Below are 25,917 nucleotides of genomic sequence, written 5' to 3' on the forward strand. Positions count from 1 at the left end.
CGGCAGCTTGAGACTGGGAGCAACTTCACGTGGCAACACTTATCGAAAAACTTCTCCGCACGGGTGACAAAAAAACCCTGAGGCAACTGCGGAACTATGCCGATTCCATTAATGCCCTGGAGAGCTCCTTCCAGACCTTCACGGATGCCGAGCTCCGTGAAGAAACTGACCGTCTGCGCGAACGCCACCAGGCAGGCGAGAAGCTGGACGATCTTTTGCCTGAAGCCTTCGCCGCCGTCCGCGAAGCCTCCTCCCGTACCCTCGGCATGCGCCACTTCGATGTCCAGCTCATGGGCGGCGCCGCCCTGCACCTGGGCAACATCGCCGAAATGAAGACCGGTGAAGGCAAGACCCTGGTGGCCACCGCTCCGGCCTACCTCAACGCCCTTGCCGGCAAGGGCGTCCACGTCATTACCGTGAACGACTACCTCGCCGAATACCAGTCCGACCTCATGGGCCGCGTCTACCGCTTCCTCGGCCTGAGCAGCGGTTGCATCCTGTCAAACCAAGATCCTGCGCTGCGCCGCGAGCAGTACGCCGCGGACATCACCTACGGCACCAACAACGAATTCGGCTTCGACTACCTGCGCGACAACATGGCGTGGGACAAGTCCGAACTCGTCCAGCGCGGCCACCACTTCGCCGTCGTCGACGAAGTGGACTCCATCCTCATCGACGAGGCCCGCACCCCACTCATCATCTCCGGCCCGGCCCAGGGCGACACCAACCGTTGGTACAGCGAATTCGCAAAGGTGGTCACGCGTCTGCACGCCGAGACCGACTACGAGGTCGATGAGAAGAAGCGCACCGTCGGTGTCCTCGAGGCCGGCATCGAAAAGGTCGAGGACTACCTCGGCATCCACAACCTTTACGAGTCCGCCAACACGCCCCTGATCGGCTTCCTGAACAACGCCATCAAGGCCAAGGAACTTTTCAAGCGCGACAAGGACTACGTCATCCTCGACGGCGAGGTGCTGATCGTCGATGAGCACACCGGCCGCATCCTCGCCGGCCGCCGCTACAACGAGGGCATGCACCAGGCCATCGAAGCCAAGGAAGGCGTCGAGATCAAGGCCGAGAACCAGACGCTCGCCACCGTCACGCTGCAGAACTACTTCCGCATGTACGACAAGCTCGCGGGCATGACCGGCACGGCCGAGACCGAGGCCGCCGAGTTCATGAGCACTTACAAGCTCGGCGTCGTTGCCATCCCCACCAACCGCGACATGACCCGGATCGACCAGGCCGACCTCGTCTACAAGAATGAGGCCGTCAAGTTCGACGCCGTAGTCAAGGACATCGCCGAACGCCACGAGAAGGGCCAGCCCGTCCTGGTCGGCACCACCAGCGTTGAGAAGAGCGAATACCTCTCCCAGCTGCTGGCGAAGGAAGGTGTCCGGCATGAGGTCCTGAACGCCAAGAACCACGCCCGGGAAGCCTCCATCGTCGCCCAGGCCGGCCGCAAGGGCGCCGTCACCGTCGCAACCAACATGGCCGGCCGCGGTACTGACATCATGCTCGGCGGCAACGCCGAGTTCACCGCCGTCGCCGAACTGGCCAAGCGGGGCCTCGACCCGGAGGAAAACTCCGAGGAGTACGAGGCCGCGTGGCCCGAGGCGTTTGAGTCTGCCAAGCAGGCTGTCAAGGACGAGCACGAGGAAGTCCTGAACCTGGGCGGACTCTACGTGCTCGGCACCGAACGGCACGAGTCCCGCCGCATCGACAACCAGCTCCGGGGCCGTTCCGGACGCCAGGGCGACCCGGGCGAGTCCCGGTTCTACCTCTCGCTGACCGATGACCTGATGCGGCTGTTCAACTCCGGCGCGGCCGAACGGCTGATGAACAGCTCGGTACCGGACGACGTCGCCCTCGAGTCCAAGCTCGTCTCGCGCGCCATCGCCTCGGCGCAGGGCCAGGTGGAGGGCCGCAACGCCGAACAGCGCAAGAACGTGCTGAAGTACGACGACGTCCTGAACCGCCAGCGCGAGGCAATCTACGGCGACCGGCGCCGCATCCTCGAAGGCGATGACCTGCACGAGAAGGTCCAGTACTTCCTGGAAGACACCATCAACGCCTCCATCGACCAAGCCACGGCCGAGGGCACCGGCGATGACTGGGACTTCAACCTCCTGTGGTCCAACCTCAAGACCCTCTACCCTGTGAGCTTCACCCCCCGCGACGTCATTGACGAGGCCGGCGGCAAGTCCCGGGTCACAGTCGACTTCCTCCGCGAAGAAATCCTCTCCGATGCCCGTCTGGTCTACCAGGCCAGGGAGCAGGCGATCGGCTCTGAGAGCATGCGCGAACTGGAGCGCCGGGTGGTCCTGTCCGTCATCGGACGGAAGTGGCAGGAACACCTCTACGAGATGGACTACCTCAAGGAGGGCATCGGGCTGCGCGCCATGGCCCAGCGCGACCCCCTGGTGGAGTACCAGCGCGAGGGCTTCATCATGTTCCAGGCCATGATGGAGGCGATCCGTGAGGAGAGCGTCGGCTTCCTGTTCAACCTCGACGTCGAAGTGACGCCTGCCGAAGATGTTGTGGTGGCGGACGCCGAGGGCCAGCACACCGAACACCACGAGCCGCAGATCCATGCCGCCGGACTCGAGGCCCCCGAGAAGCCCGCGCAGCTGCAGTACACCGCCCCCGGCGAAGACGGCGCCGCGCAGACCAGGATCGAGGCGAAGGGCACCGGACGTTCGGGAAACCCGGCCAAGGCAGCGGCGCAGGACATCGGCCGCCGCACAGCGAAGAAGAAGCGGCGCTAGGCACCACGCCAACGTACGGGAGGACCGGAGCAATCGCTCCGGTCCTCCCGTGTTTGCGCCTCCTTTCAATGACAGGCTGGCTTTCCCTGACAGGCCTCCTTTCCCTGACAGGCCGGGCGCGGTTTTCTGCCCCTTCCTGCCTGTCTCTGCTCGTTTCCCCCTGAGGCCCCGCGGTTCAGCCGATCTCCAGCACCGTGACGCGCCAGGCCGCTGTGCCGCGTTCCAACCGCAGCGCGACCGCGCGGACCCGTGATTCCTCCACCACGACCGCGCTGGCCTCGTAGACGTCATCCGAAACGCGGCAGGCCCGGACAGACCGGACCGACGGGTTGCGGTGCAGCCGCCCCGCCGTTGGCGAGCTGCCGGACGCAACCCGGCGGGTCAGTGCGGCACGGTGCTGCAGTGCAGCCAGGCAACGAGGGTCCAGGCGGCGGGAGAGCTGCTGTGCGGGCCGCGTGCCGGCCAACACTTCGATGGCGGCTTGCACTATGCTGCGGGAAATCGCACAAATCTCGCGGGCTTCGTCAACAACGCGCAGTGGCGGCGGGACCGCGGCGGCCTTCGTGGCCGGTGTTGCCGTGCCGGACACAACCCGGAGGGCGGGGGAGCGCGGGGCTGGGGTTGCCGCGGCTGAGCGGATCCCGGTGACTGCATTCATGACGGTTCCTTTGCTGATGGCTGATGACTGATGGCTGGTTTGCGGGGGTGCTGGCGGGGCTGGTGCTGGCCGACTTCCCGTTGGCTGAACTTCCGACGGGCCCTGGCCGTGGTTCTGCCCTGTCCGTGATTCTGGCCTGGACCCGTGTGTGGCGGGGGTCCGCTAGGTTGGCGGCGGGAGGATGAGGACCTGGCCGGGCCGCAGGAAGTGCGGGTTGGCTCCGATGGTGTCGCGGTTCCCCGCATACAGCCGGGGCCACTCTCTGGCGATGTCGGCGTCGGACGCGAACGGCCCCAGCGTCGCCGCGGCGATGCTCCACAGCGAATCACCGGACCGGACCGTGACCTCCTGGCGGGCGCCTGGCGCGTCCTGAGCGCGTGCCTGGCGTGCGGCCAGTGGTCCGGCATCCACGACCGGGCTCACGGGCTTCCAGCGCGGATCTACCGCGGAACCGGTGGCCGGATCCTGCGGCCCTGGCGCCGGGGCCTGCCCGGGCGGCGGTGTCCACGATGCCGACACCGCTGCCTGGCCAGACCGGCCCGCACCGTGCCCGTCGGGCGCAGTCGCCGCGGAGGCCAGCGGCGCTGTCAGCAGCTGCATGCCCACGGCGGCGAGAACCAGCCGGCGCATGAACGCCGGACTGAACCGGCCTGTGGAGGCCGCCGCGCGGGTCCTGCCAAGACGGTCAAGCAGCGCTGCCGCGACGGCGATGGCGAGGGACATCACCCACCAGGTGATGACGATCAGTCCTGCGGTATTTGCCACGATCCCCAGCTGGTCCTCGAAGGAAAGTGACTGCCGGCGCGCCGAGCCTGACTGCCAGCGCTGGACGAGGAAACCACCCGTGGTGGCGAGGAAGATCCCCAGCAGCAGGATGGCAGTGGCCATGGCTGCATCGGTCCGAACCGTCAGCCTGGGCGTCGGCAATGTCGAGGGCTGGGTCCTGGGTTGCTGCGCCGCTGTCCGGTCCATTGCTCATTCCTCCGTTTCGCACACAATGCTGTTTGATGCTGTTTGATGTCATTTGATGACGTTTAAGCCTGTTGAATGAAGTCTGTGTCCACGGGCCCGGTTTGTCTAGATGCAATCCGGGCCTGTGGATAGGCGTCCCCCCAAAGAGCCGCCGTCTGCGGATTGACCCGTCCGGGAGGCGCGCTTACGCTGGCGCCATGCGGTGGGACGCCCTGTTTGATGACATGGAGACGCAGCTGGCTGCGCGCCAGCGGCTGGATTTTGAGGCAGAAATAGCGGAGCGTGCACTGGTGGATTCTGCGGGCATAGAGCTCGCGGACAGGCTCCGCGGCTCCCTCGGGCTCAGCATCCGCGTGCACCTGGCCTCAGGGTCGGCGTTCGAGGGGGTGCTGAGCCACGCGGGCAGCGAAGCCCTGGTCCTTGATGAACCCCAACACCAGGTCCTGATTCCCTATGCCGCGGCCGCTCAGTATGTGGGTCTTTCGCGGGTGGCGGTCTCCGAACCGTCAACCGTCCGCCGGCGGCTGGGATTGGGCAGTGCACTGCGGGGACTGGCCAGGAACCGGGCGCGGGTGTTGATACTTATCTCGCACGGGAGGGCAGAGACCGCGCTCCACGGCGTCATTGACACTGTCGGCCGGGATTTCCTGGATCTGCTCATGGCGGCTGAAGGCGAGGAGTGGCGTCCAGCCAGCGCGCGGCAGGTAGTGTCAATTCCTTTTCGCGCCCTTGCTGGCATCAGATCCGTTGGTGCCGCGGGAGGTTAGTCAGAACGCCCAGATCAACGTTCGGCAGACTTCGACTTGGCCTCTTCGATCATGCGGCTGGCCTCGGCGTAGCGTTCCTGGATGTACTGCTCAAGCATCTTCTCCTCGACCCGCCACTGGCCGCGCCCGCCCACCTGGATCGCCTTGAGCTCCCCGCTGCGAACCAGTGCGTAGGCTGCCGGAGAGTTGATCTGGAGCTGCTCGGCAACGTCAGCGAGAGTCAGGAATCGAGGCATGAAGTCCATTTTGCCACCGTTGATGCCGACTGGCGCGGTTATCCACAGTTTGCACCTGTTTGGCCCTGGATCTTCCACCTGGGCGGCCCGGGCGCAACAATAGGGGTGCCCGGCATACCGGGAAGGACGGCGACGACAGGGGGAGCGGACGCATGAGTGGAAGCGCGGCAGCCGAAGGGGCCCGTTTGAAAAAGCCGTCCTGGAAAGACCCCCGGCTCCTCGTCGGAATCCTGCTTGTCCTGGCATCCGTGGTGGGGGTGGTCTCGCTGGTCGGTGCCGTGGACCAGACCACCGAAGCGTACGCGGCGCGCGAGCCGATCGCCGTCGGCGAGACGCTGACCGTCGAGATGCTGCACCGGGTCAAGGTACGTCTCGGCGAGGTGGAACAGCACTACCTGACCCCGGAGGCCGGCCTGGACGCCGGCCTGGTGGCCGTGCAGAGAATCGGCAAGGACCAATTGGTGCCGCGCGAGAGTGTCGGCCAGCTCGATGGGCTGGACCGCAGGCCCGTAGCCGTAACTGTCGAGGAAACCCTTCCCGCTCAAGCCGTGGCGGGCTCCCGCGTGGACGTTTGGGTGGCCTTGCCGGATACCCGCAACGGCTTCAGCGAACCGACGCTGCTCCTCTCCGGCGCCGAAATTGCCCAGATCACCCCGGGCAGCACTGCCCTTGGATCCTCACGGTCAATGGTGGTCATGGTGCTCGCCCCTGATGCCCAGATGCCGAAGCTGTTGGGAGCCCAGGCCAACAAGGCAAAGATCGCGGTCGTGTGGAACCCGGGGGGTGCCGCACGATGAGCATTCCCGTGGTGACGGTGGGGGACGCCCGCGATGACCTGGTGGGCGGCCTGGAGCGGTTGCACGGACCTGTGTCCGTTGTCCGGCGGTGCGGCGAGCTGGCGGAACTGCTGGCCGCCTGCCAGAGCGGGCTGGCCCGCGCCGCTGTCATCGCGGCTGGTAGCGAGGAGCTGACGGCCTCGCTGGTGGACCGCCTGTCCGCCGTCGGCGTCGTTGTCATCGCCCTGACTGACAATCCGGAGGAAACGGCCCGTCTGCGGGCCATTGGCGTGGCAGCAGAAGCCCGGGCTGTCGATGCCGCCGCCCTTGCGGCGCGGATTTCCGCAGCCGTGGCGCAGCTCAGTGGCGCCGGACACCGGCCGCGGCTCGCAGGGTCCGACGACGCTTCCTCCGTGGCCGGCACGGCCGGTGGCGACGCCCCCCGGCCTTCCGGGGCGGCCCCAGTCACCCCGGGCCATGCCGCGAGAGGACGGATCATTGCGGTCTGGGGCCCGGCTGGCGCGCCGGGCCGGACCCTGGTGGCCGCCAACATCGCGGGGGAGCTGGCCGCTGAAGGGCAATCGGTGCTGCTGGTCGACGCCGACAGTTACGGTGCCAGCGTGGCCGCCCTCCTGGGTCTGCTCGACGAGGCTGCCGGGCTGGCCCAGGCCTGTCGGCTGGCAGACCAGGGACTTCTCGACGCCGAGGCCCTGCTCAGGATCGCCACGACGGTGGCGACCAAGGCAGGGACGTTTCGCGTGCTTACCGGGATCACGAGGGCGGACCGCTGGACGGAACTGCGCGCCGCGGCGCTCACGCTGGTGCTGGAGCGGGCGCGGGAGATCGCAGATGTCACTGTGGTGGACACCGGCTTCTGCCTCGAAGCCGATGACGAGCTTGGCTTCGACAGCGGCGCGCCGCGCCGCAACGCCGCGACCCTGAGAAGCCTGGAGCTGGCCGACACGGTCTTTGCCGTCGGGGCGGCCGACTCCATCGGCGTGCCGAGGCTGGTCCGCGGCCTGGCGGAGCTCCAGACGGCCGTCCCGCAGGCAGCGCCCCAAGTGGTCATGAACAAAGTCAGGACCTCCGCGGTGGGGCGGTCGCCCGAACGTCAGCTCCGGGCAGCGTGGGAGCGGTACGGCCCCTCGGTGCCGTTGACGGCGTTCCTGCCGTCCGACCCCGCGGTCAGCGACGCCGCCCTGCTGGCTGGGGCGCTTTTGCTCGAATCCGCGCCCGACTCTGAGCTGCGGCGTGCGATCGCCGCATTGGTTTGTGCACCTGCCCAGCGAAACAAGAAATCCTTTGTATTTTCTTCCACAGCAGAGCGCCGGGCAAAGAGCTAGGGTCAACATAAGGGCCGCAATGAGGCGGCTGTGAACTTCTTTTATGGAGGCGTTTCGATGTCGTCTGGGTCCAGCGTGGAGGATCAGCCCGTTTCGATCGGGAGTAGCGAAAGCTACCTCGGGGATTACTACGAGCACCTCGCGGAGGAGGATCTCCGGGCCTACCCCCAGGAAGTCCTGACGGCCAGGGCGGATACGCACCGCCAGATCGCGGCGATGCGGCAGCCTGGCACCGCGAACGTCGCCCTCCGTGACGAGGCCGATTGCAGCGTCCTGTACATCGTCACCGATGACATGCCCTTCCTCGTGGACTCCGTCAACGCCGAACTGGTCCGCCAGAATGCACCCATCCACCTCGTACTGCACCCGCTGTTCGTGGTGACCCGCAACCGCGAGACCGGCAACCTGGTCAAGGTGGCGCGTGTACCCTCCCACCTGGGCATCTCCAGCGGTGACACGGCGGCCATGCCGAACCTCTCCCACCTGATCGCCGAGGGCGACAACGCCTCGCACATGGAATCCTGGATCGCCGTCGAAATCGACCTCGTCGACGAGAGCAAGCGCGCCGAGCTGGTCAAGGGAATCACCCGCGTGCTCGGCGACGTCCGCGCCGCCGTCGAAGACTGGCCGAAGATGCGCACGAAGGCCCTTGAGATCTCCGCGGACTTGGACCGGGTGGCCAACCGGGCGCAGATTGCCGAGCTGCGCCAGGCCCAGGACCTGCTCCGCTGGCTCGATGACGGCAACTTCACTTTCCTCGGCTACCGCGAATACGACCTCGTGAACGTATCCGGTGAGGATGTGCTGGAACTGCGCGAGGAAAGTGGCCTCGGCCTTCTCCGCGCCGGCGCGGACAGCCGCCAGGTCCAGCACCTCACCGAGGCCGGCAGGAAGAAGGCACGCGAGAAGCGCGCCCTGGTGATCACCAAGGCGAACTCGCGCTCCACCGTGCACCGCCCGGCGTACCTGGACTACATCGGCGTCAAGAGCTTCGACGCGGCCGGCAACGTCAACGGGGAGCGCCGCTTCATCGGCCTTTTCGCCACGACCGCCTACGCCGGCTCCGTCCGTGATATCCCCGTGGTCCGGGAAAAAGTGGCCGCTGTCCTCCACGACGCCGGTTTCCCGCCGGACTCGCACTCGGGCAAGGACCTGTTGGGCATCCTCGAGACCTACCCCCGCGATGAGATGTTCCAGATCGAAATCCCGGACCTCGCCGCCATCGCCACCGGCATCCAGCGGCTGCAGGAACGCCGCCGGACGAGGCTCTTCCTCCGTCCCGACATTTACGGCCGGTTCATGTCCGCCGTCGTCTACTTGCCGCGCGACCGCTACACCACCAACGTCCGCCTCCGCATTGAGCAGGAACTGCGGGAGACCTTCGACGCCGTGTCCATCGACTACGAGGCGCGCATGACGGAGTCCGCCCTGGCCCGCCTCTTCTTCCGGATCCGGCTGCCCAAGGACGCCGACGTCAGTAACGTCAACAGCGACGAGCTGGAGAAGCGCCTGGTCCGGGCCGCCCGCTCGTGGGGCGAAGGCATTTCTGAAGTTCTGCGCGCCCGCGGCAACGGCGGGGGCGCGGGCCTCAGGGAGAACGGCGCCAAGGAACTGGCAGCCGTCTGGGCGGAAGCGTTCCCCGCCAGCTACCGCGTGGACTATGAGATCGAAGACGCGCTGCAGGACATCGACCGCTTCGAAAAGTACGGAGCCGCGGCCGAACGGGCCGGCGAAGGGGTCAAGGAGCAGCCAGGCGTTCACGTCTACCTCCCCGAAGGCGCCGGCGCCACGCTGGAAGAGGACGCCCGCGTCAAGCTCTACATGCTGGAGCCGAAGAGCCTAAGCCAGATCCTGCCGTACTTCCATAACCTCGGCCTCGAGGTCCTGGACGAGCGCCCGTTCGAGATTGAGACCGCGGATCAGCGGGACTTCTTCCTCTACGACCTCGGCCTCAAGTACCCCGCCGGCGTGGATCCCCAGGCCACCGGCCAGCTGCTCGGCGAGTCCTTCGGCGCTGCCGTGACCGGCGCCGTCGAGTCCGACAGCTTCGACCGGCTGGTGCTGCGGGAGGGCATGCACTGGCGCCAGGTGGTCGTGCTGCGCGCTTACGCCAAGTACATGCGGCAAATGGGCAACACCAACTCCTTCGGATTCCTGGCGGACACCCTGCTGGCGAACCCAGAGGTCACGCGGGGACTCAGCGCCCTGTTCACGGCACGCTTTGACCCGACACTCAGCGACGCGGAGCGCGCGCTCAGGGAAGTCGAGGTCCTCGCCGGACTGGATGCAGCGATCGAGCAGGTCGCGACCCTCGACGCCGACCGGCTGCTGCGCACGTTCAAGAACCTGATCGAGGCCACGCTCCGGACAAACTTCTACCAGAACAAGCCCCACCTGAGCTTCAAGCTGGATCCGTCCCGCATCGCGGGCCTGCCGTTCCCGCGGCCCATGTTCGAAATCTGGGTCTACTCGCCCCGGGTCGAGGGCGTGCACCTCCGCTTCGGCAAGGTGGCCCGCGGCGGCCTGCGCTGGTCGGACCGGCGCGAGGACTTCCGCACCGAAATCCTGGGCCTCGTCAAGGCCCAGACCGTCAAGAACGCCGTCATCGTCCCAACGGGCGCCAAGGGCGGCTTCTACGCCAAGCAGCTCCCGGACCCCGCAGCAGACCGCAGCGCCTGGATGGCCGAGGGCGTCGAGAGCTACAAGACGTTCATCCGCGGACTCCTGGACATCACGGACAACCTGATCGTGACGGCCGATGGCGAAACCGTCCGGCCGCCGGCCGACGTCGTGCGCCACGACGACGACGACTCCTACCTGGTGGTCGCGGCCGACAAGGGCACGGCGTCCTTCTCCGACATCGCCAACGGGCTGGCGGGCGAATACGGCTTCTGGCTCGGCGACGCCTTCGCCTCCGGCGGCTCCGTCGGCTATGACCACAAGGCCATGGGCATCACCGCCCGCGGTGCCTGGGAATCGGTCAAGCGCCACTTCAGCGAGCTGGACCTCGACACCCAGGCCGAGCCCTTCACCGTGGTGGGCGTCGGTGACATGTCCGGTGACGTGTTCGGCAACGGCATGCTGCTCTCCAAGCACATCCGCCTGCTGGCGGCCTTCGATCACCGGCACATCTTCCTCGACCCCACCCCGGACGAGGCAACGTCCTACGCCGAGCGCCAGCGGCTCTTCGAACTGCCCCGGTCCTCCTGGGACGACTACAACAAGTCGCTCATTAGCGAAGGCGGCGGCGTCTTTGCCCGGCAGGCCAAGTCGATCCCCGTGTCCGCACAGGTCCGCGCAGCGCTCGGCATCCCCGAGGGCACCACGGAACTGAGCCCGCCGGACCTCCTGCGCGCCATCCTCCTCGCCCCGGCGGACCTGCTCTACAACGGCGGCATCGGGACCTACGTCAAGGCCAGCACCGAAACGAATGCCGAGGTTGGCGACAAGGCCAACGACGCCATCCGCGTGGACGGCCGCGAACTGCGGGTCAAGGTGGTCGGCGAAGGCGGAAACCTGGGGATGACCCAGCGCGGACGCATCGAGGCCGCGCTGCAGGGCGTCATCCTCAACACGGATGCGATCGACAACTCGGCCGGTGTGGACTGCTCGGACCACGAGGTCAACATCAAGATCTTCGTGGACCGGATGGTCGCGGCCGGCAAGCTTGAGCCCGCCGAGCGGGCGGACTTCCTGGCCTCGATGACTGACGAGGTCGGCCGGCTGGTGCTCGAGGACAACATCGACCAGAACATCCTGCTCCTCAACGACCGGATGCGGGTCTCCGAATGGAGCCCCAGCTACGAACGGCTCATGGACTGGCTGGAAAAGTCGGCGGACCTCAAGCGGGACCTCGAGGCGCTGCCCACCACGGCCACGCTGCAGGAGCGGCTGGAACAGGGCCAGGGGCTGACCTCCCCGGAGCTTTCGGTCCTGGCCGCCTACGCCAAGATCGAACTTGCCAGCGCGCTGCGCGACAGCGACCTCGCCGATGACCCGTGGTTCCGCACGACGCTGCGGAAGTACTTCCCGGAGCAGCTGCGGGAGAGGTTCGACGCCGAACTGGACACCCACCCGCTGCGCCGCGAGATCATCGCGACCGTGGTTGCCAACGACATGATCAACCTCGGCGGCATCACCTTCGCGTTCCGCGCCATTGAGGAAACTTCGGCCACGGAAGCGGCCCTCGCCAAGGCGTTCGTGGCGCTCCGGGAGGTCTACGAGCTGGACATCATGGTCAAGGAACTCAACGAACTGCCGGCGTCGTTCCCGACCGAACACTGGAGCACCGTCCACCTGGACATCCGGCGGCTGCTGGACCGCGCCGTCCGGTGGCTCCTGGGCCAGGGCTCCGCGTCCCGTCCCATCGCCGAGGTCGTGGCCGAATTCAAGCCGCTCATGGATCCCATGCGGGCCCGGCTGCTGGACTACCTCCGGGGCGACGACCGCGCCCGGGTGGCCGAATGGCTGGAGAAGGCGCGCAGCTGGGACCTTCCGGAAGACCTGGCACACCGCTGGGCGGAACTGTTCGAGAGCTTCGTGCTCCTGGATATCGCCAAGATCGTCCACGGCAGCAAGGAGTCCGTGGCCGATATCGCCCACGTCTACTACACGGTCTTCAACCGCTTCCATGCAGATTCCCTCCTCGAACGCATCACCAAGCTGCCGAGGGCGGACCGCTGGCAGGCGCTGGCCCGCGCAGCACTGCGCGATGACCTCTACTCCACCGTCTCGGATATGACGACGGCGGTGCTGGAGACCACTCCGGCCGGGACTCCGGCTGAAGAGCGGCTGGCGGCCTGGGAGGACCAGAACGCGGAGCAGTTGGGCCGGGCGAAGTCCATGTTTGACGAGGTCAATGCGCTCGAGGCCGATGACATGGCTTCACTGTCGGTAGCATTGAGGCTCTTGAGGTCAATCGTCCGACGCTAAGGGGCTGCCGTCCCCGGTGTCGCAAATGGAGGTGCTGTGGCAATCTTTACGGACCCAATCAGGGAACATGCTGATTTTGGCCCGGGGGACGCCGAATGGCTGCACCTCTTGGTCGGCGACTGGCAGATGGTCGCCGACCTCGCGTTCGCCGACCTCGCCCTGTGGTTTCCGCATCCTGAGTTCGGCTACGTGGCACTCGCCCACGTCCGCCCCTCCACCACCCATACGGTGTTCCATGCCGACTTCGTGGGGGAGGGGATCAGGTCGGACCTGCAGCCGCTGGTCGATAAGGCGTGGGAGAGCCGCGCGATCGAGCGCTCCAACGAGACCAACTGGAGCAGCGATATGGCGCTGCGGGTTGAGGCGGTCCCGATGGTCCGCAACGGCCGCACCCTGGCGATCGTGACGTCCCACATGGACCTTTCCAGTTCACGGATGCCCTCCCGGCTCGAGCTCACTTACCGGCAATGCGCCTACGATCTGCTGCGCATGGGAACACTGGGCCTGTGGCCGGACTTCGCGTCGCCCACAGGCTCACGCCGCGGCGCTCCGCGTGTGGGTGACGGCCTGATCAGGCTCGACGCCGAGGGGATCGTTCAGTACGCCAGCCCCAACGGGGTCTCCGCGTTCCGCCGCCTCGGCGACGGCGAGTCCCTCGAGGGACGGTCCCTCGCCGAGGTGACGGCGGGACTTCTGCGGGACCGGCGCATGGTCGATGAAACATTGCCGCTCGTCGTCACGGGCCGCATGCCGTGGCGCAGTGAAATCGAGTCACGCGGCGTCAGTCTGTCGCTGCGAGCGATCCCGCTGCGCGACGAGCAACAGCGGTTCGGTGCCTTGGTCCTGTGCCGGGACGTCTCGGAGCTGCGTCGCCGGGAGATGGAGCTGGTCAGCAAAGACGCCACCATCCGCGAGATCCATCACCGCGTGAAGAACAACCTGCAGACCGTCGCGGCCCTTTTGCGGATGCAGTCTCGGCGCATGGTCAGCGACGAGGCCAAGCAGGGGCTCGAGCAGGCCATGCGGCGGGTGGCGACCATTGCGCTGGTGCACGAGACGCTCTCGCAGGGCCTGACCCAGAGCGTTGACTTTGACGAACTCATCGGCCGCCAGTTCCGCCTTTCGGCCGAGGTCGCCTCACCCTCACAGCAGGTCAAGACCCAGCGGTCGGGCCTCTTCGGGGACCTGCCGAGCGATTTCGCCACCCCGCTGGCCCTCGTCATCAACGAACTGGTCACCAACGCCGTCGAGCACGGGCTGGAGGGGCGGACCGGTACTGTCTGGCTGCTCGCCGACCGCTCGGAGACCGAGGACGGGGATGAACTTCTCACCGTGACGGTGGAGGACGACGGCGTCGGGTTGCCGGACACGCCCTATGTCGAGGGTCTTGGCCTGCAGATTGTCCGCACACTGGTCACCAGTGAACTGGGCGGCACCATTCGCTGGCAGGCCAGGGACGGCGGGGGAACCGCCGTCCAGATTGTCCTAAGCCTCTCGACCCGCTGACGATGCGCCGGGAGGCTTAAAAGGGCAATGGCCGCGAACCTGAGGGTCCGCGGCCATTGCTGCAGGGTCGTGAGGTGGCTGCCGGCACTGTAGCTGCCGGTGCCTGGGCAGCAGAATCAGGAAGCGCGCCGTGCCCGTGCAGCGCGGCGCTTCAAGGCGCGGCGCTCGTCCTCGCTCATGCCGCCCCACACCCCGGCGTCCTGGCCGGACTCCAAAGCCCATTGCAGGCAGGTGTCCACAACGGGACAGCGGCGGCAAACACTTTTCGCTTCCTCGATCTGCAGGAGGGCAGGGCCCGTGTTTCCAACGGGGAAGAACAGCTCCGGGTCCTTGTCAAGGCAGGCTGCGCGGTTACGCCAATCCATGCTGATCAGTCACTCCATTCCTGGGAACTCGTTAAATGCCTTTGTGAATTTATTCACTAGAGGCTTCATAAGAAAAGGGCCCATTGGGGCCCCCTCGGTCATCTGGATTAAGCGTGTCATGTTAACGCTGTGTAAACAAGGGGTAATAGAGGGCGAGATGCCCAGAGACCGTGAGCGATGCATCACATTCAGTGGCGGCGTCCTCACATCTAGACGACTATGTCCGGTAGTGTGCCAGTGTGTCAAGGCCCCCTGTGAACCCTGAAGAACCCAATGAAAACCCCAGTGAAAACTCCAGTGAAAACCCCGCTGAAAATCCCCGCGCGAATGACGGCGGGCGTCCCGGCGAAAACTCGCTCCGGAATGCGGACGGAGCCGCGGCCGGAAGCCCTGTGAGGCCAAAGGGGATTATTGTCATCGCAGTCGTTGTCGCGCTGGAGGCCGCAGCGCTGCTCGTGGCTGCCGGCTGGTACGGGACGCAGCTCCTGACCGGAGCGCCGGTGCTCTCCTTCTGGGGCGCCGTCTTCACGCTTTGCCTGTTGCTGGCGTTCTCCGCATGGCTCTTTGCCGTGGCCCGCTTCCTGCTCCGGGGGTTCCGCTGGCCGCGGGCCGGTGCCCTGGTGGCCCAGCTCTTCGTGCTGACCATTGGCTTCCCGACCCTGACCGGTGGCTATCCGCTGGCCGGCTTGGCCATGCTGATCCCCGCCGTAACGGCGATCGTGCTCTTGTTCGACAAGCGGGTCATAGCGTTCGCCTCACGGGCAGCCGGAGCCCCGCCCGCCCTGTAAAGGGCCGTCCCGGGCGGCATGCTGCGCGGGCAAGTTCCGGACCCGACCGCCGGCAGCCCGGACCGGAGGGGTCGGGGCGGCAGGGCCCACTTGAACAAGAGAGCAGGGCGCCGCCAGCTGGACCGGCGTCGCACGGCCTTCGGAAATGACGACGGCGCGCCCCGGCGGAGGACTGTGCTCCGCTTCGAACCGGACACCGAACGGCTCGCCGTCCATGAGTCCCCGCGGGCAAATCAGGACCGCACGCCCCTGGCTGCGCGCGATGGCAGCCAGATCCACCCGTAGCCCAAAGGCCGGGCCAAATCCCGCGGTGAGGATCACCCTCCAGCCACGACTGTGCAGGGCCGCCAGGGCGCTGTTGGCTTCGGGGGCGAGCAGGTCAGCGTCGTCTGCGAGCGCTATCGCTGTCCGGTCCAGCGTGCCCGCGAGCGCGCTGGCGTGCAGCCCGGACCAGTACTCGCCGGGATCGGTTCCCGGCCGCGGCGAGAGCCAGGCAACGGTTGGGTTCAGTTCCGGGAGCGCAGCCAAAAGCGTGCTCTTACCGGAACCGGTGCCGCCGAGGACCGCGAGGACGCCGCCGGCCGGAAGCCGGATCCCGTGCGGCCGGAGTTCGTCTCCGCCGACGCCGAGAAGCAGGGCGGCCGCCGGGACCGGGAGGTACTCGGCGGTCGGCATGGCTGCGGGCACGGGCGCGGGCAGGGGAGCGGGCGGCGGAATCCTTTGCCCCGTCCCGGGGTTGCCGCATTGGGCCAGCACCTGGTCCACGGTCACGAACGCAGGCAGCGCTTCCACCCGGAAGGGCCTCACCGAGACGGCTTCGCCTGCGGGATCCCGCCCGCCCGCGGCCGGCGGCTCGAACAGCTGGGCCGCGTGCCCGGTGGCCACCAACGGAGCGGGGACAAAGGCGCCGAACACGGCCACGCGCCCGGCCACCGGCTCCAACGCCGGAAGCCGCGGCCACGCCAGCCGGCCCTCGTCGGTGGACCCTGCTGGAAAGAAGATCCGGTTGGGCAGGGCGGCGAAAAACCTCGCGGTCACGAGCTCGCGTTCGCCAGAGACGATGACCGTAATCCCTGCCCGGGAACCGTCCCGCACAATGTCCTGGACCAGGTCTTCAGCCCAGGCCAGCGGCCCGGAACGGAATGCAGAAACCCAGGCGCCCCAGCCGCTGAGCACCAGGACCAGCCGGGGCTTCGGCCCGGCCGCGGGCCCGCTCAGCCGCGATGTGGCTTCTTCGGCGATCCGGCGCAGCACCCTGACGGCCCGGCGCACTTCATCCAGGCCCGCCACCGTGCCGACGCGGGGCGCCGCCGCGGCGGCACTGAACACGCCGGCGGCGTCGAGTATGTACAGGTGCGACTCCTCCGTGAGCGTCAGGAGCTGATCGACAGCCAGTACCAAGGCGGCCTCGCGGGCGCCGGCCTCGGCGCCGACGAGGCCCAGATGCCCGTGTCCGGCAGGACTCCAGCCCAGCTCCGAGACGCGTTGGAGTTCGGGCAGATCCACCCTGCCCAGCCGGACCGTGTCCCGGTCCGCATGCCCGGAATCCGGATAGGGCAGCAGCGCCGGCAGGGGATCTGCCACCGGCCGGCGTGGCGGCCGGCCGCCGCGGTCCTGCCACAGGCCCACGGTGGCCCCGATGAGCTGGGCTGCCCCCTGTGCCGGAGTCAGGGCGGCGCCGCCGTCGTGAGCCCCACGGTTGGGGGAACCATCAGCCCGGACACCGGGTACTGCAGGACCCCGCGTCAGAAAGTCCGTGAAGGTGCGCACTGTGACCGCTCCAACACCTGTCTGCGCAGGGGTCCGGGGCATTAGGGCGGCCGTCTGGAACTCTTCCGGGGCCTGGGCCCCGCGGATCAGGAACGCCCGCCCCGGACGTTCGATGGGGATGGCGGCCGCGAGCCCGGAGCCCATGATGTCGAACGATTCCGGACCGGACTGGACGCGGAGGGCGATGCAGGTGGTGACGTTGGCCCTGATATCGGCGTTCAGGGCTCCCTGCGGGCGCTGCGTGGCCATGATGAGATGAATCCCCAGTGACCGGCCGATGGCGGCAATCCTCATGAGTTCGGAGAGTGCGCCGGGCACTTCGTCCACCAGGATCCTGAACTCGTCAACGACGATGACCAGATAGGGGACAGGCGGTCTGGCCGTCGCCGACGACTCGTAGGCCGCGAGGTCAGGCGCATCGACCCGGGCGAGCAGTTCCTCCCTCCGCCGGACCTCGGCCCGCAACGAAACAAGCGTGCGCTCCACCTGGGCGGCGCCAAGATCCGTGAGCATGCCGACGCAGTGCGGGAGTCCGGTCAGTGGGCCCAGGCCCGAGCCGCCCTTGAAGTCTATGAACAGCAGGGTGACCCGGTCCGGCGGATGGCTGGCCGCGAGGCCGGCGGCAAGAGTCCGCAAAAACTCCGACTTCCCGGAGCCGGTGGTCCCTGCGACCAGGAAGTGCGGGCCGTCAGCCTTCAAATCGATCCTCAGGGTCCCCGTGCGCCCCGTCCCGACTGGCGTACCCAGTCCGGCCTCCGCGCCGGTCCGTGACCAGCGCCGGGAGATGTCAGCCGCCGCAAGGGAAAGGACGTCGGCCAGGCTGCAGTGCTGGGGGATCGCCGGCGGGGGATTCGCCGCCATGGGCCGTGCGGCATTGAAGCCCCGGCAAAAACGGTCAAAGACCACCGCCGGGACCAGATCCGGGACGAAGTCCATCGGCGGGACCCCGGGTGTGATGAGGGTGCTGCACCGGCCGAGGACAATGCGGGGATGGTCTGCGGGACCCTGTGCCTGCGTGCACTCGATCACCCTCCACCCGCATGCCGTGGCCAGGGACCTGATCGCCGGCCCTGCACCGGCGGTGTCCGGCGCGGGCGCGGCCCCTGGCTGCCCGGGAGTGCTCCAAAGGATAAGGACTCCGCGGTCGAATCGCTCCCCCTGACCGCTCGGGCCGCCGGAACTGCCCGTCGACCCGCCCGGAGCGCCCGGCTCGCTGGAATCACCCGGACCAGCGGAGCTGCCGGGACCGGCAGCCAACAGGGCCTCGGTGGTGGCGCTATTGGCGGACAGTGTGACCCCGGGCAGGAAGCGCGCTGAGAACGGGACTGTGTCCGCCGGGCCATGCAGCAGCAGGCGGGTGCTGCCGCCAAGGGGATAGGACGCCAGCTGAAGGATGAACGAGCGCACCAGTCCGGCCACGGCCGGCGCCGGGCCGTGGATAGTCACCACCGCCGGCGCCGGGTCCAAGGTCAGCGGGACCTGGCCGAGCGGCGGTGGCCGGAAGCCGGAGTCGGGTGGTTCCAGCCGGATATTCGCCCTCTGATCCGCCAGCCCGAGCCGCAGGCAGATCTCCGTTGGCTCCGCGTGGGGTGCACCGGCGGCCGGGCATGCCCTGGCCGCGCAACCGATGGCCAGGTCCGCCGCGGAAGGAGCGGCCCGCCGGCGTCGTTCCCTGTCCTGCCGGGCGGCCTCCGCCACAGCGGCTTTAAGCTCGCGGCGCTGCCGACGGCCTGTTAAGTACGGGACGATAACGGACACTCCAGAGACTGCCGTGAAGGCCAGGAACATCCACATTCCGGTGAGAAGCGCCAGGCCGACGCCGGCCAGCAGCGGCAGCACCGCGGCCAGTGCCACGGCGGCCCGGTGGCTGGGGGCGGCCGTGCCGCGGACGACCAGCGGCGCGGCGACGCTGGAGCCTGCAAGCGCCGTCACCGAGTCCGCGGCACCGTTGGCCACCGGCAGCCCAAGCCGGAGCGAGATGGTGGAGTCGCCGCAGCGGATCGAGGACGCCGTGGTCACCGGGAGCATTCGCACATTCCGGCCGTCGACGCTGGTTCCGTTCGCACTGCCGAGGTCCACGATGGTGACGTCCGAGTCCGAAACGTCCAGGCGCGCGTGCTCCCGGGAAAGTGCGGCATCCGGGATCACGATCTCGGTACCGCTGCGTCCGATCCGGAACTGCCCCCTCCGCAGCGCGACAAGCGTGCCCGCGCCAGGACCGCTGTCCACTGCGAGCAGCAGCGTGGCAGTTTCCGGGCCGCCGGTCACGGCACTCTCAACCAATACGGCACCCTCAACCAATACGGCACCCTCAACCAATACGGCACCCTGCACCAGGGGAGGCTCGCCCACGGTCATGGCGGCGAGCGGTACTCCCCGGACGGACAGCCCACCGGTCCCGTAGCGCCGGGCGACGGCGGCCTCCAAGTCCGCGCCCGGGCAGGGTTCGGGGACCTCGACGGCGAGCTCAATGAGCTGCCCCGCCGGCGTCGGTCCTGATCTGGGGGCACCCTGCACCAGCGTGCTGGTTGCGAGAGTGCCGGGTACCAAAGTGCAGTGGAAAATCATCCGGGGCATCCTTTCCTGCGTGGCGGCCCGGTTCCACGTTAGGGGCGCATCTGCCCGGCTGCCCCCGGGAAACCGGGCCATGTGGAAAACGCTTCGGAGCGGCGTGGAAACCCCCGCCACGTAAGGCTTCCGGGCCGGTGCCGGGGGCGGCTTCGGACGGTGGGACTGGCCGCGATTCGCCGATACCAGCCGCGTCTCAGGTAGGCTAGACCAGCAGACAATGCACAACATTGCGCTGCCCGCATTCGAACCAGGAGAGTTTGTGACCGCTGACCTCGTCATCGTAGGGTCGGGCTTTTTCGGCCTGACAATCGCAGAACAGGCCGCCACTGAGCTGGGCTTGAAGGTAGTCGTCATCGACCGCCGGCACCACATTGGCGGCAACGCCTACAGCGAAAAGGAAGAGCAGACCGGCATTGAGGTGCACCGCTACGGTGCCCACCTCTTCCACACGTCAAACGACCGGGTGTGGGAGTACGTGAACCGCTTCACGACGTTCACGAACTACGTCCACAAGGTCTACGGCGTCCACAAGGGCGAGGTCTACTCCCTGCCCATCAACCTGGCCACAATCAACCAGTTCTTCCGGGCCAACCTCACCCCCGGGCAGGCACAGGAGCTGATCAAGGACCAGGCCGGCGAACTGGCCGGCACCGATCCGCAGAACCTGAACGACAAGGGCATCCAGCTGATCGGCCGCCCGCTCTACGAGGCGTTCATCAAGCACTACACCGGCAAGCAGTGGCAGACGGATCCGAAGGACCTGCCCGCGAGCATCATCTCCCGCCTTCCGGTGCGCTACAACTACGACAACCGGTACTTCAACGACAAGTACGAGGGCCTTCCGACCAACGGCTACACCGCGTGGATCGAAAAGATGGCCGAGCACCCCAACATCGAGGTCCGGCTCAACACGGACTTCTTCGACGAGTCGCATGAGTACAGCAAGGACAAGGTCGTCAGCAACATCCCGGTGGTGTACACCGGACCCGTCGACCGCTACTTCGACTACGCCGAAGGAGATCTGTCCTGGCGCACCATCGACTTCGAAGAAGAGGTGCTCGACGTCGGGGACTTCCAGGGCACGTCAGTGGTGAACTACAACGACGAAGACGTCGCGTACACCCGCATTATCGAGCCGCGCCACTTCCACCCGGAACGCGACTACCAGACGGAGAAAACCGTCATCATGCGCGAGTTCTCCCGCGCCGCGGAGAAGGGCGACGAGCCCTACTACCCGATCAACACGCCCACGGACCGCGATCGGCTCCTCAAATACCGCGACCTGGCCGCAGCCGAGCAGGATGTCCTCTTCGGCGGCCGCCTCGGTACGTACAAGTACCTGGACATGCACATGGCGATCGGCTCGGCCCTGACCATGTTCGAGAACAAGATCCGCCCGCACTTCGAAGGCGGCGCCAAGATTGAAAGCGGGGGAGTGGACGCATGAGCGCCGCAACCGATACCCGGGTAGAGTCCGCCCAGCAGTGGGACACCCTGCAGCGGGTCATCCTGCCCAACGCCAGCCAGATGGACACGGTCCCCCTGTACATGGACATGGGCACGGCGACCGGCATTCAGCTCCCCACGGTCGGTGACCGCGGAGGCAAAAAGACCAAGCCGCAGACGATCAGCAGCGCCGCCAAGGAAGCCCACGTTGAGGACTTCCTGTCGCGAAGCTCCACCAAGGTCAGGTCCGGGGAACGCGTTTCCTTCGGCAGCTATTTCAACGCCTTCCCGGCCAGCTACTGGCGCCGCTGGACGACTGTAGAGTCTGTCCGGCTTCAGGTGCGCACCGAGGGCGCAGGATCCGTCATCGTCTACAAGTCGAACGCCCGCGGGTCCCTGCAGCGCGTCGACACCCGGCGTGTCGAGGGTTCGGCGGAGAACACCTTCGAGCTGTCCCTGGCGCCCTTCGGCGACGGCGGCTGGTACTGGTTCGATCTCGTGGCAGGCTCCGAACCGCTGGTGATGGTCGACGCCGAGTGGCAGGGCGTCGCGACTGACAAGACGCCCGGTTCGGTCACCTTGCAGATCACGACACTGAACAAGACCGACTTCTGCCTCAACAATCTCCGGCTTCTGGCGGAGAACCCGGATGCCCTAAAGCATGTCCAGGAGATCCTGCTGGTCGACCAGGGCACACAAAAGGTCGAGGACGCAGAGGGCTTCGCCGACGTCAAGGCTTCCCTTGGCGGCAAGCTACGGATCATCAACCAGTCGAACCTCGGCGGATCCGGCGGCTTTGCCCGCGGCATGTTCGAAGCCGTCGAAAACGGCAGTGACTACGTCCTGCTAATGGACGACGACATCGTAGTTGAGCCTGAAAGCATCATCCGCCTGCTCACCTTTGCTGACCGCTGCAAGACGCCGACGATCGTCGGCGGCCACATGTTCGACCTCTACAACCGGACGGTCCTCCACACGTTCGGCGAGGTAGTCAACCCTTACCGCTTCCAGCCATCCTTGCCGAGTGACGAAATGGTCCTCGGACACGATTTCCTGTCCTCGAACCTGCGCCAGACCTCCTGGCTGCACCGCCGCTGCGACGTGGACTACAACGGCTGGTGGATGTGCCTGATCCCCACTTCGGCGATTCGGGAAATCGGCCTCTCGCTGCCCCTCTTCATCAAGTGGGACGATTCGGAATACGGACTGCGCGCTAAGGCGCACGGCATCCCGACAGTCTCCCTGCCTGGTTCGGCAGTGTGGCACGTGTCCTGGATCGACAAGGATGACCTCGTCGGCTGGCAGGCTTACTTCCACGCACGCAACCGGATCGTGGCGGCACTGCTCCACAGCCCCTACGAATACGGCGGCCGCGTTGTGCGCGAATCACAGTACGCGGACATCAAGCACCTCGTGTCAATGCAGTACGCGACCGCCCACGGCCGCGGCTGGGCGCTCGAAGACGTTCTCAAGGGGCCGTCAGGCCTGCCGGAGCTGCTGCCGTCGAAGCTGCCCGAAATCCGGAAGATGATGGCCGGCTACTCCGACTCGATTTTCCGCACGAATCCGGACGAGTTCCCGACACCCAAGATGGACAAGCCGCCGCGCCGTGGACACGGTGTGTCCCAGCCGTCCAGGATCACCCTCCTGCCTTGGGCGGCTAAGACAGTCGCACGGCAGCTTTTCCGCCCCGTGGGCCACACGAGCGCGGAACGTCCGCAAACCAGCATTGCGCACCAGGACAACCGTTGGTGGCGGATCGCGCAGTTCGACAGCGCCATCGTCTCCAACGCCGAGGGAACCGGCGCCTCCTGGTACAAGCGGGACCCCAAGCGCGTGCGGGAAATGCTCACCGAGAGCACTCGCCTGCACGCCGCCCTGCTCAAGGACTGGCACTCGCTCAGCAGGCAATACAAGGCAGCGATGCCGGAGCTCACATCCCTGGATTCCTGGAAGAAAATCTTCGAAGAGCACACCCAGAGTGAAGTGAAATAGCGTGACAACCACGATTTCCGGGGAATTGACCCGCCCGGGTCTCGGCGGTGGATTTCGGGATCTTCGCCAGTCCAGTTTTTTGCTTAAGCTTTTGGTTCGCAAGGAACTGAAGGTCCGCTACCGCGGCTCCGTCCTGGGCCTCCTCTGGTCCTATGTGAAGCCCGGTGTGCAGTTCATCGTGTTCTATGTGGCCTTGGGCGTCTTTCTCGGCCTGGAACGCAGCGCACGAAACCCGGACGGCCTCTCGAACTACGCCGTATATCTCTTCTCCGGAATCGTGCTGATCAACTTCTTCTCCGAAGCCCTCGGGAACGCCGCACGGTCGATCGTAAATAACGGCAACCTGATCAAGAAGATCTATCTTCCCCGGGAGCTGTTTCCGGTGGCGTCGGTCTGGGTGTCGGCGGTCCATTTCTTCCCCCAGCTCGTTGTCCTCGTGATCGGTTGCATCTTTGCAGGGTGGCATCCGGACATGTTCCAACTGCTGGCCGCGATCGGCGGATTCGCCATTGTGGGCTTCCTCGCCACCGGGCTCGGGCTCCTTTTCGGCGCCGCCAACGTATATTTCCGTGATTCGGAAAACCTCGTTGACATGTTGTTGATGGTGGCCACCTGGGCATCGCCGGTCATGTACTCGTGGACGATGGTGCAATCCAAGCTGGGTCCGGGACTCTTCGCCCTCTACCAGGCCAACCCGATCACGGTGGGCGTCGAGTTGTTCCACTACGCATTCTGGTACCCCACAACGGACGGCTCTGCCGCGATGCCGCCGAACCTGTTCAGCCTGTGGCTGCCAATCGGCCTCGCCATTTCGCTCGTGGTCCTGGCACTGGGCCAGCTAACTTTCCGGCGGCTTGAGGGCCGCTTCGCTCAGGAGCTGTAAATGGCAAACGCGATCGAAGTTTCCAATATCAGCAAGGAGTTCGTGCTCCGCCACACCCGTTCCATCAAGGAGGCCGTGGTGTGGCTGGTCAAGGGCCGCAAAGGCGACCTTTCCAAGAAGTTCCACGCCCTGAAAGACGTCTCCCTGATGGTGGAGACGGGGGAGACCGTGGCCCTCCTGGGCCTCAACGGGTCCGGCAAATCCACCCTGTTGAAGCACATCTCCGGCGTCATGCTCCCGGATTCCGGCAGTGTGTACACGCGCGGCCGGGTGGCTGGCCTGATCGAGGTCGGAGCGGGCTTTCATCCTGACCTGTCCGGCCGCGACAACGTGTACCTCAATGGGGCCATCCTGGGGATGACCGAGAAGCAGATCAACGAGCGGTTCGACGCGATCGTGGAATTCTCCGAGATTGGCGAATTCATCGACACGGAGGTCAAGTTCTATTCATCCGGCATGTACCTGCGCCTGGCTTTCTCCGTAGCGGTTCACACCGACCCCGAGGTCTTCCTGATCGACGAAATCCTCGCCGTCGGAGATGAACCGTTCCAGCGCAAGTGCATCGCCAAGATCCAGGAACTGGCGGAAAAGGGCAAGACGCTCGTCGTCGTCAGCCACGACCTGGACCTGGTCTCCCGGATCTGTGCCCGCGGGGTCCTGCTGGAGCACGGAAATGTATTGTTCGATGGGCCGATCAGCGATGCGGTGAGCAGGCTCCGCAGCTAGTCGGCAGACCTCGCTGCCGCCGTCGCGGCGCGGCAGCCGCTAGTGTGGAGGCAGGTCCTTCGGCCCTGCCATCAGGCATGAGAGAAAAGGCACGAGAATCGTGAAGATTGCTGTAATTGCGTTGGGTAAGATCGGCCTGCCCTTGGCCGTCCAGTTTGCATCCAAGGGTCATGAGGTCGTCGGCGTCGACGTCAACCGACAGGTTGTCGACCTCATCAACGCCGGTACGGAGCCATTCCCTGGCGAAGCCCGGCTGCAGGAACAACTGTCTGAGCTGGTGCCGGCAGGCAAGCTGCGGGCGACCACCGAATACGCGGATGCGGTCCCCGAAGCGGACGTTGTAGTCCTCGTCGTGCCGCTCTTTGTCGACGCGGACGCGAATCCCGACTTCGGCTGGATGGACGCGGCGACCGCCGAACTGGCCAAGCACCTGACGCCCGGCACCTTGGTGTCCTACGAAACCACCCTGCCGGTCGGCACCACCCGGACCCGGTGGAAGCCGGCCCTGGAATCGGCCTCGGGCCTGGTCGAGGGGCAGGACTTCCACCTGGTGTTCTCCCCGGAGCGCGTGCTCACCGGCCGCGTGTTTGAGGACCTGCGCAAGTACCCCAAGCTGGTGGGCGGCCTGTCCGAAGAAGGGGCAGCCAAAGCCGTCGAGTTCTATCAGGCCGTGCTCGATTTCGATGAGCGCACGGATCTGGTGCGTCCGAATGGCGTCTGGGACCTGGGGTCCGCCGAGGCATCGGAGATGGCGAAACTGGCGGAAACCACCTACCGCGACGTCAACATTGGCCTCGCCAACCAGTTTGCCCGCTATGCCGCCACGGCCGGGATCGACATCTACCAGGTCATTGAGGCCGCCAACTCCCAGCCCTACAGCCACATCCACACACCGGGAATCGCCGTCGGCGGACACTGCATCCCCGTGTACCCGCGGCTGTACCTCTGGAACGATCCGGAGGCCACCGTGGTGCGGGCAGCCCGCGCGGCCAACGCCGACATGCCGGCCTACACCATCGGGCTGCTCGAGGGAGCCTATGGCGACCTGACCGACGCCCGCGTGGTGGTACTCGGCGCTGCGTACCGCGGCGGCGTCAAGGAGACTGCGTTTTCCGGTGTGTTCGACGCCGTCAAGGCACTCGAACTGCGCGGCGCCAACGCGCTGGTCCACGACCCGCTGTACACCGACGAGGAACTCCAGAAGCTGGGCTTCCAGCCCTACCACCTGGGTGAGCCGGCGGACGCGGCCGTGGTCCAGGCAGACCACGCCGAGTACCGCACGCTGGGGCCGCGGGACCTCCCGGGCGTCCGGGTGTTCATCGACGGCCGGAGGGTAAGCAGCCCCGAGGCGTGGGACGGCGTCCAGTACCGTGTCATCGGCAAGGCATGACCCCGGTAGATTCGCCGATCGCTTC

General features: G+C 66.5%; 17 protein-coding genes. 12 read left to right on the forward strand and 5 right to left on the reverse strand.

Annotated features, from left to right (window positions below; genetic code table 11):
* Nucleotides 1-29 precede the first annotated feature (29 nt).
* A complete protein-coding gene (gene secA / locus AC1DEM_RS01865; protein WP_476882829.1) occupies nt 30-2,768 on the forward strand; it encodes a preprotein translocase subunit SecA in 2,739 nt (912 codons plus the stop codon).
* Nucleotides 2,769-2,943: 175 nt separating this feature from the next.
* Here the strand turns inward: secA and AC1DEM_RS01870 are convergent, their stop codons facing one another.
* Together AC1DEM_RS01870 and AC1DEM_RS01875 are read right to left on the reverse strand one after the other, a co-directional pair.
* Nucleotides 2,944-3,426 (reverse strand): Rv3235 family protein, encoded by a 483-nt coding sequence (locus AC1DEM_RS01870; RefSeq protein ID WP_476882830.1) that lies wholly within the window; start codon nt 3,424-3,426, stop codon nt 2,944-2,946.
* Nucleotides 3,427-3,588: 162 nt separating this feature from the next.
* Nucleotides 3,589-4,314, reverse strand: a complete 726-nt coding sequence (locus AC1DEM_RS01875) for a LysM peptidoglycan-binding domain-containing protein (RefSeq protein WP_476882831.1) — start codon at nt 4,312-4,314, stop codon at nt 3,589-3,591.
* A gap of 281 nt (nt 4,315-4,595) precedes the next feature.
* Here AC1DEM_RS01875 and AC1DEM_RS01880 point away from each other — a divergent pair, with 281 nt between their 5' ends.
* The gene (locus tag AC1DEM_RS01880; protein WP_476882832.1) at nt 4,596-5,165 is read left to right on the forward strand and encodes a hypothetical protein; all 570 of its coding nucleotides are present in this window, start codon (nt 4,596-4,598) and stop codon (nt 5,163-5,165) included.
* Nucleotides 5,166-5,179: 14 nt separating this feature from the next.
* Here AC1DEM_RS01880 and AC1DEM_RS01885 read toward each other — a convergent pair whose 3' ends face one another.
* The gene (locus AC1DEM_RS01885) at nt 5,180-5,401 is read right to left on the reverse strand and encodes a helix-turn-helix domain-containing protein (protein ID WP_277522814.1); all 222 of its coding nucleotides are present in this window, start codon (nt 5,399-5,401) and stop codon (nt 5,180-5,182) included.
* A gap of 152 nt (nt 5,402-5,553) precedes the next feature.
* On the opposite strand from AC1DEM_RS01885, the gene AC1DEM_RS01890 reads away from it, so the two are divergent.
* Genes AC1DEM_RS01890 through AC1DEM_RS01905 form a run of 4 tightly spaced genes read left to right on the forward strand, consistent with a single transcriptional unit; the run spans nt 5,554 to nt 13,958 of the window.
* Nucleotides 5,554-6,198, forward strand: a complete 645-nt coding sequence (locus tag AC1DEM_RS01890; RefSeq protein WP_476882833.1) for a CpaB family protein — start codon at nt 5,554-5,556, stop codon at nt 6,196-6,198.
* Nucleotides 6,195-7,520, forward strand: coding sequence for a CpaE/TadZ family protein (locus AC1DEM_RS01895; RefSeq protein WP_476882834.1), 1,326 nt, complete (start codon nt 6,195-6,197; stop codon nt 7,518-7,520). The genes AC1DEM_RS01890 and AC1DEM_RS01895 overlap by 4 nt, the downstream gene beginning before the upstream one ends.
* 57 nt (nt 7,521-7,577) lie before the next feature.
* Nucleotides 7,578-12,452, forward strand: a complete 4,875-nt coding sequence (locus tag AC1DEM_RS01900) for an NAD-glutamate dehydrogenase (protein WP_476882835.1) — start codon at nt 7,578-7,580, stop codon at nt 12,450-12,452.
* Between the two features lie 36 nt (nt 12,453-12,488).
* The gene (locus AC1DEM_RS01905) at nt 12,489-13,958 is read left to right on the forward strand and encodes a sensor histidine kinase (protein ID WP_476882836.1); all 1,470 of its coding nucleotides are present in this window, start codon (nt 12,489-12,491) and stop codon (nt 13,956-13,958) included.
* Nucleotides 13,959-14,074: 116 nt separating this feature from the next.
* Here the strand turns inward: AC1DEM_RS01905 and AC1DEM_RS01910 are convergent, their stop codons facing one another.
* Nucleotides 14,075-14,323 carry a WhiB family transcriptional regulator gene (locus AC1DEM_RS01910; RefSeq protein WP_003804966.1) on the reverse strand — a complete coding sequence of 83 codons (249 nt, stop codon included), beginning with the start codon at nt 14,321-14,323 and terminating at the stop codon, nt 14,075-14,077.
* Between the two features lie 392 nt (nt 14,324-14,715).
* On the opposite strand from AC1DEM_RS01910, the gene AC1DEM_RS01915 reads away from it, so the two are divergent.
* Entirely contained in the window at nt 14,716-15,111 is a 396-nt protein-coding gene (locus AC1DEM_RS01915; protein WP_476882837.1) for a hypothetical protein, read from the forward strand.
* Here the strand turns inward: AC1DEM_RS01915 and AC1DEM_RS01920 are convergent.
* Nucleotides 15,079-19,449: an FtsK/SpoIIIE domain-containing protein gene (locus AC1DEM_RS01920; RefSeq protein ID WP_476882838.1), complete on the reverse strand. Its 4,371-nt coding sequence runs from the start codon at nt 19,447-19,449 to the stop codon at nt 15,079-15,081. The genes AC1DEM_RS01915 and AC1DEM_RS01920 overlap by 33 nt on opposite strands.
* A gap of 262 nt (nt 19,450-19,711) precedes the next feature.
* Between AC1DEM_RS01920 and glf the strand changes: the two genes are divergently transcribed.
* From glf to AC1DEM_RS01945, 5 genes are all read left to right on the forward strand, one after another.
* The gene (gene glf / locus AC1DEM_RS01925) at nt 19,712-20,899 is read left to right on the forward strand and encodes a UDP-galactopyranose mutase (RefSeq protein WP_476882839.1); all 1,188 of its coding nucleotides are present in this window, start codon (nt 19,712-19,714) and stop codon (nt 20,897-20,899) included.
* The gene (locus AC1DEM_RS01930) at nt 20,896-22,893 is read left to right on the forward strand and encodes a glycosyltransferase (RefSeq protein WP_476882840.1); all 1,998 of its coding nucleotides are present in this window, start codon (nt 20,896-20,898) and stop codon (nt 22,891-22,893) included. The genes glf and AC1DEM_RS01930 overlap by 4 nt, the downstream gene beginning before the upstream one ends.
* 1 nt (nt 22,894) lies before the next feature.
* A complete protein-coding gene (locus tag AC1DEM_RS01935) occupies nt 22,895-23,776 on the forward strand; it encodes an ABC transporter permease (RefSeq protein WP_476882841.1) in 882 nt (293 codons plus the stop codon).
* The gene (locus AC1DEM_RS01940; protein ID WP_277522924.1) at nt 23,777-24,502 is read left to right on the forward strand and encodes an ABC transporter ATP-binding protein; all 726 of its coding nucleotides are present in this window, start codon (nt 23,777-23,779) and stop codon (nt 24,500-24,502) included.
* 100 nt (nt 24,503-24,602) lie between these two features.
* The gene (locus AC1DEM_RS01945) at nt 24,603-25,892 is read left to right on the forward strand and encodes a nucleotide sugar dehydrogenase (protein WP_476882842.1); all 1,290 of its coding nucleotides are present in this window, start codon (nt 24,603-24,605) and stop codon (nt 25,890-25,892) included.
* The last annotated feature ends 25 nt before the right edge of the window (nt 25,893-25,917 follow it).

This window comes from Arthrobacter sp. 05T420, assembly GCF_056396305.1.